The sequence below is a fragment of the Bacillus sp. sid0103 genome, from assembly GCF_019219025.1.
Genome location: NZ_JAHUWN010000063.1, coordinates 1 through 7,688, shown reverse-complemented (window position 1 = coordinate 7,688; position 7,688 = coordinate 1). Strand labels below are relative to the sequence as shown.

9 protein-coding genes are annotated in these 7,688 nt (G+C 34.7%); 2 read left to right on the top strand and 7 right to left on the bottom strand.

From position 1 onward, the window contains the following. Positions 1 to 263: 263 nt before the first annotated feature. From KW850_RS31920 to KW850_RS31905, 4 genes are all read right to left on the bottom strand, one after another. Positions 264 to 875, bottom strand: a complete 612-nt coding sequence (locus tag KW850_RS31920) for a DUF3885 domain-containing protein (protein WP_218351638.1) — start codon at positions 873 to 875, stop codon at positions 264 to 266. A 148-nt stretch (positions 876 to 1,023) separates the two neighbouring features. After that, positions 1,024 to 1,365, bottom strand: coding sequence for a DUF3147 family protein (locus KW850_RS31915; RefSeq protein ID WP_218351637.1), 342 nt, complete (start codon positions 1,363 to 1,365; stop codon positions 1,024 to 1,026). Next, positions 1,349 to 1,774, bottom strand: coding sequence for a MarR family winged helix-turn-helix transcriptional regulator (locus KW850_RS31910; protein ID WP_218351636.1), 426 nt, complete (start codon positions 1,772 to 1,774; stop codon positions 1,349 to 1,351). Before KW850_RS31910 ends, KW850_RS31915 begins: the two co-directional genes overlap by 17 nt. Positions 1,775 to 1,905: 131 nt before the next feature. After that, entirely contained in the window at positions 1,906 to 2,169 is a 264-nt protein-coding gene (locus tag KW850_RS31905) for a DUF4190 domain-containing protein (protein WP_256358578.1), read from the bottom strand. A gap of 770 nt (positions 2,170 to 2,939) precedes the next feature. Here KW850_RS31905 and KW850_RS31900 point away from each other — a divergent pair. After that, positions 2,940 to 3,155, top strand: a complete 216-nt coding sequence (locus KW850_RS31900; protein ID WP_218351634.1) for a (4Fe-4S)-binding protein — start codon at positions 2,940 to 2,942, stop codon at positions 3,153 to 3,155. 31 nt (positions 3,156 to 3,186) lie between these two features. Then, positions 3,187 to 3,477 (top strand): GNAT family N-acetyltransferase, encoded by a 291-nt coding sequence (locus KW850_RS31895; RefSeq protein WP_026564936.1) that lies wholly within the window; start codon positions 3,187 to 3,189, stop codon positions 3,475 to 3,477. Positions 3,478 to 4,066: 589 nt separating this feature from the next. On the opposite strand, the gene KW850_RS31890 is transcribed toward KW850_RS31895, so the two are convergent. From KW850_RS31890 to KW850_RS31880, 3 genes are all read right to left on the bottom strand, one after another. Then, positions 4,067 to 4,330, bottom strand: a complete 264-nt coding sequence (locus KW850_RS31890) for a CPCC family cysteine-rich protein (protein ID WP_218351633.1) — start codon at positions 4,328 to 4,330, stop codon at positions 4,067 to 4,069. Between the two features lie 1,083 nt (positions 4,331 to 5,413). Continuing rightward, entirely contained in the window at positions 5,414 to 6,319 is a 906-nt protein-coding gene (locus KW850_RS31885; RefSeq protein ID WP_218351632.1) for a hypothetical protein, read from the bottom strand. Positions 6,320 to 6,839: 520 nt separating this feature from the next. Continuing rightward, on the bottom strand, positions 6,840 to 7,688 hold an 849-nt coding region (locus KW850_RS31880; protein WP_218351631.1), incomplete at its 5' end, for a transposase.

Here is a 7,688-nt window from a genome sequence, read left to right as displayed (position 1 = left end):
CTTAAAGACTAATGTTACCATTAGCCCTCCAAGACTCGCTACGAGCGAATGGCTAGTTCTTACTCGGCGGGAATCCCACCCGCTATATGATACGACCTAGGCTCGGCCGCACAACTGCTTCGTTAGTTAAACAAGAAAAAAAAGATCGCCCCAGCGACCCTCATTTTTAACTCTTGCACCGTTAGCACAATAAGAATCTGCTAGAAAGAGATATATAAGAGAATCTGCATACGATTTCCATTTGATGATTAATTTGAGTTAATTTATCCCTTTACATTGAACAACTGATTTATACGGGACCTATCATAATCTAAAATCCAATGATTAAAACCGTGATAAATCTCTTCTATGGTTTCTTTCTTAGTTGCTACTAAATCGCAGCCTCGATCATCGTAAATACTAAAAATTGTCTCCTTATTAATATTAATAAAATAGAGACGAGGTATATCGCTATAAAAAAATGCCCGTATTATTCTTGTAAGATTGATGTCAGCTACCTCACATTTTAATAATAACCTGTGGGTTTCCCATTCGTTTTCTTTATCGTCTTCAGGGTCACGAAACGGAAATACGCGATGTTTTATTTGGTACTTCATATTTTTCATAGTTAGGAATGGGGTGAAAACATTTAATTTCTTATATGGTTTTCGATGGAGTTTATCAAAATAGCATACAATAAAAATTTCATCACCTTTTTTATGCAAAGTTTGTAAAAGAGTTTTAGCTCTTTTTAAAACGCTATCCATATATATTTCGTCATTTTCCTCATTGGGATCACCTAACTCGAAACGAATTCCAATACTCCAGTTATAAAATAACGGAGGCTCAAGAGATAAACCAGGAAAGTTTTTGAACATATATTCATCAATATTCAATAAGTAAGCACCTAACTCTCTTTATATTTCTTCAAATTCACTAAACTACATTCTTTTTGCTGAATGGGAAAAACGAGCTGCCTGAGTAATTCATTATTGAACTCTAGCACCCGTTAGTATAAGTACATTCCTTCACAAACTGCTCATATTAGTTAATTAGATGTTTCACTATTAGGTTTTGAGCAAAATATAAGATTAGCCAACCTGCGATTCCCAGACCTAATGAAGCAAATAAATGAATGGAATGTTTCAGTGCTATTCCTATGATTAGCAACATCACAACTGTTCCAGGAAGCCCCCACACAACACCAATAGCAAACTTACTTAATTTGTCCATCTGTTCACCCTGTGTATATAGCCATAAAATACTTAAAAGGCTGACGATTGGTAAGGCAGCAATAATTCCACCTTGTTGAGGGTATCTTCGAGAAAATTCTGTAATAACGCCAATTACAATGGCAGAAATAATAATTTTAACGATTGCGAACATCTTTTGCTCTCTCCTTTAATAATGTAAACGCCTCTAAGATCAATTTTCTTTCTTCATCGCTCATTTGTTCGAATAGAACTTGTTTCAGTTTTTCTTCATCGAGACTGGAATGGCGGTGTAATACATCGTTTCCTAAATCGGTAAGCCTCAGAATAACCTTCCGTTCATCCTCGCTGCTACGGGTTTTAAATACATATTTTTTTTCCAATAAGCGTTTAATATGCTCAGAAGCTGTATTGTGAGACACCTGAATCGCTTCAGCGATTTCTTTGATTCCTACTTCGTCCTCTTTTTGGATAACTTGTAGTATGCGTATGTTTTGGTGAGTAATTTTTTCTTGGTGGTCATAACGTAATTGATAGTAAATATTCGTCCAAAGATGATTTAACTGTTCAATTTCTTTAACCATATTATCCCTCTTTATATCGCATTATAAGAACATATCTTATAATACGATATATATTATTGGAAAGCAACTCTTCAACTAACCTGCAACTTTAGTTCAATAACAAAAAGGAGATTGCTACAGCAATCTCCTCGTTATTGCATTGATGCAGTAGCAATTCCAATAGTTATGAAAATCAATAATAAACCGTAAATGGCTACTCCTATTATGCTGGTTGTCAATCCAGCTATTGCCATACCTCTTCCAGATTGTTTATTTACATCTATTTCAGCAAATGATTTCTTTGCTAAAACAATCCCTATAATTCCTAAAATGAGTCCAATATAGGGTAGAACTAATGATAATATCCCCAAGACCATAGAAGCTATGGCTTTTCCGTTTGTTTTCACTTGATCCATATGCGAGTTCTCCATTTTTACCCAAATCCCCCTTTAAAGATTTATATATATATATATATATTTTGTCATTCACACATCCATTCCTTCTTAAACTATCCTGCTTTGTTAGCTCAATAAGCCGCAAATATTGGCGACTGGATCTTCACTCTTGCACCCGATAGTTTAAGTGTAATCCAATTTCACCTTCACCCCGCTTATTGTAAGCAATAATTAAATGAGCATCCATTTGATGAATTTGTTGGTAAATCGCAACGAAATCATATCTGTAAATTTAAACTTTATTTTAGGTACTTTTATATTTATTTTGTGAAGAAAAAGCCGAGAAAACTTTTTTTTGTTCAATCACTGCTAGGCGAGCTTTTATCTTACTGTTAACTGAAAGATTTTTCAGTTGTGGCGGTTCAATCTGCTTTTGGTTTCCATACCACTAATGGGTATTGACAGTTTCGTTCATATCAGTACACCCTTTCACAACCTTCAAACTTTTTTTCAACTATTACAGGAATGCAGCCCCTTTACTGTTTATATTTCTGTGGAATAAAATCCAATTATAAATAACTTCACTACGTCTATATTATTTTATTTTTAAATAACAAGCCTCAAATTGGAGATTCCTCATAACATAAAGTACTATTAAATTAATATTGTTTTTCAAAAATTTATAATGTTGCTACAAAGTGGCTCGTTTGTTGGTAAAAACCCATCATACAGTTTTGTGAAATATAAATTTAAAATTATTATTCCCACAGAACTATTAGAAGGAGGATATTATGAGCGAAAATATTAAAACTTATGAAGCTGAAGGTATCAAAATATATTGGAAATCCAATATTTGCAAACATGTAGCAGAATGTGTAAAGGGATTGCCCAGTGTATTCAATACCCAGAAAAGACCTTGGGTATCACCACAGAATGCAACAGCTGAAAAAATCATGGAAGTGATTGATCGTTGTCCAAGCAGAGCACTTACTTATGAGCAAAAATAAACAGAACTAAAAAAGTTAGGAGAATGAGGAAATGACTGAAATTAAAATGGGCAAGAATGAATTCTATATTGAGGAATCTAATGAAATTATTGCAAGAATTCAATTTATCCCAAGCGGAAAAGATGTAAATGGAAGAAATTTAATTATTGTAAACCATACAGTTGTATACGATGGACATAATGGTCGTGGATTAGGCAAAGAATTAGTAAACAAGATAGCTGAATATGCAAGAGATGAAAACTTATATATTATTCCTGTATGTCCTTACGCAAAAAGTGTTCTTGAAAGTAAGGAAGCGTATCAAGATGTACTAGCAAATTGATGCCATTTTATTATATATGCGTTGAATGAGCTACACTTAACTGGACAAAAAAATAAGGTCCAGTAGACTAATCACTAAATCAGGGCATACTGCTAATTAGTATAAGAGATCCATACTAGCAACATTACTAGGACAGGCGGGTATGCTAGCCTAGCTAGCAAGCCAGATGTCTTTGCCATCTGGTTTCTTGGCTGGCAATGCATGCCCCTGGAGTCCCCTTGTCAAGTTGCGGTGGTTACCCACTAAATTCGGAAGTCTATTATATCTTCTTCGGTTATGGAGGAACGCCAATATGACAAGGACTAGAAGAACATTTACCCCTGAATTTAAAGCTCAAATGGTCAAATAAAACTCTTTGTTGTTTATCTTTATTAAAAAAGGATTTAACAATAATTTTTTCAATTTCTTTCTTCTCCCAACCCCTCCCAAAAATTATTTTTTCCATAAAGCACCATATATTTTCGGAATGCTTGTTCAACTAAACTGCTTCGTTAGCTTAATATGAAAAAGCCGCCAAAAATGGCAGCTGGATCTTCAACTCTTGCCCCCGTTACTTGAATAGGAAACATAGTCATTTATGAAATGTATATTATAACGGTTTCCAGTTCGGGGCTTTAATGTCTTCTTTATTTGGTTTTCTTACAAACTTAATACTGCCTTCATCGCAAGCCCCAAATTTAATAAAATTTTGTTGTGCTTGTCTTAATGAAACCCCATTTGCACCACCTTCATAATCAGGGTCTCTATATTGAACTCCATCATCTTCCCAAAAACAAATGCTGCAAATATCATAGGTTCCTGGTGGTTCTTCATCTAATGACTTATACCCACAACAAGGACAAGTATATTTCACGAACTTCACCTCTATTCAAGAAATGCACCCGTTAGCCATCCATGAAGCGCAAAAATCATCGCTTCACCACAGAGAATGAAAATGGATTAGGCAGTCTATACTGTTTTAATGCTGGCGAAGAAGGTCTTTGAACTATGGTGCCTTTGAGCCCATCCGTTAGTCTGACTCCAACGACCACGGTGTACCACCGACTGTCGCGCCCATTTAGGGGTAGCACTCATGGGAGATTAATCCTTTTTCTGGTTGTTGCGCCAGCTTTCCTGATTTTATATTAAATAGAAAGGTATTACTATTTCGATTTACCAGATAGCCTTATACTCTTTCTTCAAGAGGCTCAGCCTTTTTTAAAAACTGGTTTTTCTGGGTCTATTTTTTCATGCCCTTTTTTCATTTTTTATTTTCATGGGAGTTCAATAAGGAGATAATTTTAATACTCAACTTTATTTAGCCATTGACCATCAGGACCAATTGTAATGTGAGGGATTTTGTTTGATTCAAATATTTTGTTAATATCAATGTTTTTCTTGTTTATTTTATTTAAATGTTGGGATACATCGAACTCTGAAAAAACTAAAAAATCCATTGTTGTAGACCGTAAATAAAACTTGTAAATGTATTGTTTTTTACTATCCTTGACATATCCTACAAAACCTATGGTTCTTGGGAAAATCCGTATTAAAGGGACCTTAATCTTATTTATTAAAATAAAATCATTCGACAGTTCGTTTAACAGTTCTTCTTCCCATTCAGGAATAATCGCATAAATATAACAGTCTTGCTTATAAATGCTTGATTATTCCAACAAACTCCTGTTCATCAATTTCGCCATCAAGCGGTATTTCCCTCACCTGCGGAACACTTTCCAACAAAATCACCCCTTTGTTAAGATTATTCAATTAGATTGGCGGTATTTCCTTCTTCCACTAACCTGCCCTTTAGCACAATAAGAAAATGGGATCGCAGCAGCCATCCCATTTTTAACATAAGCACCCCGTTACTTTGAGTGTATCTATTCACATGACAAATAGATTATCCAAGATGGATATTAAAAACGTTAAAAAAAGTCCAAATCTAGTATTTTTATCATTCCTCATCAAAATTTACATCAAACAGATAATCAGATGATTCGGTACCTTCGAAGCTTTCTTGTGTGATATTTCCTTGATCATCTCTTTTTTCTTCAGTTTTCTTCATTGCGAAGGTTGAAATATAATAGCATTCAACTGGTAACTGTTTATCATCTAGTAATTGTATTTCTCCATTTGATACGAAAAAATGAGTTCGATTTTCTACTGCATAATTGATTCGTTCCCCTGTACTTCGTATCACATAGGAAGAAAAGTCACCCTTTGCATGAGTAATATCCTTAATATCAAGCACATTAAGATTTTCAAAGAAATGGTCAGCTTCAATTAATCGATTGTATTGGAGCCATTTTTCAAGCTGACTATTTGTAACTAGATACCTACTCTTACCAATATCATATCGAATTTGATAAAGATTATAGCTATTGCCATTTTGTCCGAGTAGCTGCCAGCTTAAGTCTGTAATTCTACCATCTTTAACATATTCTACTTCAAAATCCTCAAGCCTTAAATTTTGGTTTTCTAGCTTTAATTCTTGCTTAATCAGTTCATATTCATCTTGAAGGTTCATCGTATATACTGAACCAAGTTCATGTTCGATAAATATTGGGCGGCTTTCCCATTCATGAATGGCAAATGGCAAAATCCAATGGACCAGTATAAATGCAAGAACACCAAAGACAGATGCCATTCGTTTTACATCTACATTTAACGTAGGTCGAAAAAATAACAGGTACACTATAAACCCAAGAGGAAGTGGAATTTGATTGAAATTAAAAGCAAATGAACCTAATATAAAGTATCCAATTATTTTTATCGGAAAATAAGATTCTGCTTCGCCCTTTTTCAACACTAAAAATAAGAAACTAACAATTAATATAACTGTGTAAACAATAGATGCCATTTCCCCCCCCTATTTAGTAGGAAAACTTTTTGTTGGAGATCCGAGCTGAACAAAGCAAGCCTAAGTATAATATTCCTCTTTGTTTATGGCATTTCCTTCTTCAACTATCCTCCCTCTATATAGAAAGGAAAATCTCTCGATTTCTCTTGTTTTCTCTGAATTACGCAGTAGTCTGTTTTAAAATTCATTTGAATATTGGAAGAGTTGTGTACTAAAGGATAATTTTGGGAGCAAAGTGAAAAAACAATTAATAGCTTTCAAACCAACCTTATCCAAAAGGTGGATATACAGGTAAAGTATGGTCGCACTGGTGGATCTCCACATTTCTCATGGAGGTCAACCCTCCCATTTCTCACAGAGTCTTTGCTCCAAAATTCCTTCGTCCAACCTTTCCATGAGGTGGATGTCAGTCATGCTGCCCGACAGGGTCCTTGCCCGTACTTTAGTTGTTTTACTGACTAATCCGTGCTTCAAATGTTTATAACAATTAACCTACTAATTAATCTCGATCAAAAGAAAATTAAGCTGCTGCTACCTGTAATGCTGCCATATGAGGAATGTCCCTTAACATACGTTCTTCACTAAATTCACACTGCTTTTTACCAATCGTAAACAGAATGCGTATGAGCTTATTACATATTGCAATTAGAGATTGCATCTTCTTTAAAGGATTATTTGGGCGTTTTGTAAAATACTCATGTAAAGCTTTAAACGCAGTATTTTTAGCCACTAAAGGCATTGCTACTCGAAAGAGGAGAGCTCTTAAGGTCTTTCTTCCTCTCTTTGTAATTTTGGTTTGCCCTTTATGCTTTCCAGATGTATTTTCCTTTAGACTAAGCCCAGCTAATTTGATAATTTGTCTTGGGTGCGAGTAGTAAGTTAATTCTCCTACCTCTGAGAAAAATCCTGCAATCGTATCTTTCCCTATTCCCTTAATTGCCAACATTTGTTCAACACCAGGAATTTGTTCAAGAAGTTTATCTATATTAGATTCCAGTTCTTCGAACTTTTCAATTATGAGTTCATACTTATCTATTAATGTGCGAAGCTCTAATTTAGCCATATCTGAACCTTCACGAATGCCAATTGAAACCATTGCCACCTGCTTTAGTTCTTTTATTTTACTGAGTCCCACCGCACGTTTAACAGCTTTTCGAAGGTGTTCAAGTATCTGCTGTTCTGTAAGATTGATTAATTCATTTGGCAATAAATTAAGTTTTAATAACTGTATTGCAGCCTTATCTTCCCAATCTTTAAAGACGGTAAGGAATTCTGGAAAGTAGCGATCTATCCAATTATGGACTTGTCCTTGAACTGCTTGAAGGTCAACAGATAAGAGATCACGTATTTTTCGAGCCACTCGAAGTTC

What these genes read in the sequence shown, in the direction of transcription:
- KW850_RS31915 (WP_218351637.1), bottom strand. Translation starts at nt 1,365, where the DNA reads ATGTTCGCAATCGTTAAAATTATTATTTCTGCCATTGTAATTGGCGTT.
- KW850_RS31905 (WP_256358578.1), bottom strand. Translation starts at nt 2,169, where the DNA reads ATGGATCAAGTGAAAACAAACGGAAAAGCCATAGCTTCTATGGTCTTG.
- KW850_RS31895 (WP_026564936.1), top strand. Translation starts at nt 3,187, where the DNA reads ATGACTGAAATTAAAATGGGCAAGAATGAATTCTATATTGAGGAATCT.
- KW850_RS31885 (WP_218351632.1), bottom strand. Translation starts at nt 6,319, where the DNA reads ATGGCATCTATTGTTTACACAGTTATATTAATTGTTAGTTTCTTATTT.
- KW850_RS31910 (WP_218351636.1), bottom strand. Translation starts at nt 1,774, where the DNA reads ATGGTTAAAGAAATTGAACAGTTAAATCATCTTTGGACGAATATTTAC.
- KW850_RS31900 (WP_218351634.1), top strand. Translation starts at nt 2,940, where the DNA reads ATGAGCGAAAATATTAAAACTTATGAAGCTGAAGGTATCAAAATATAT.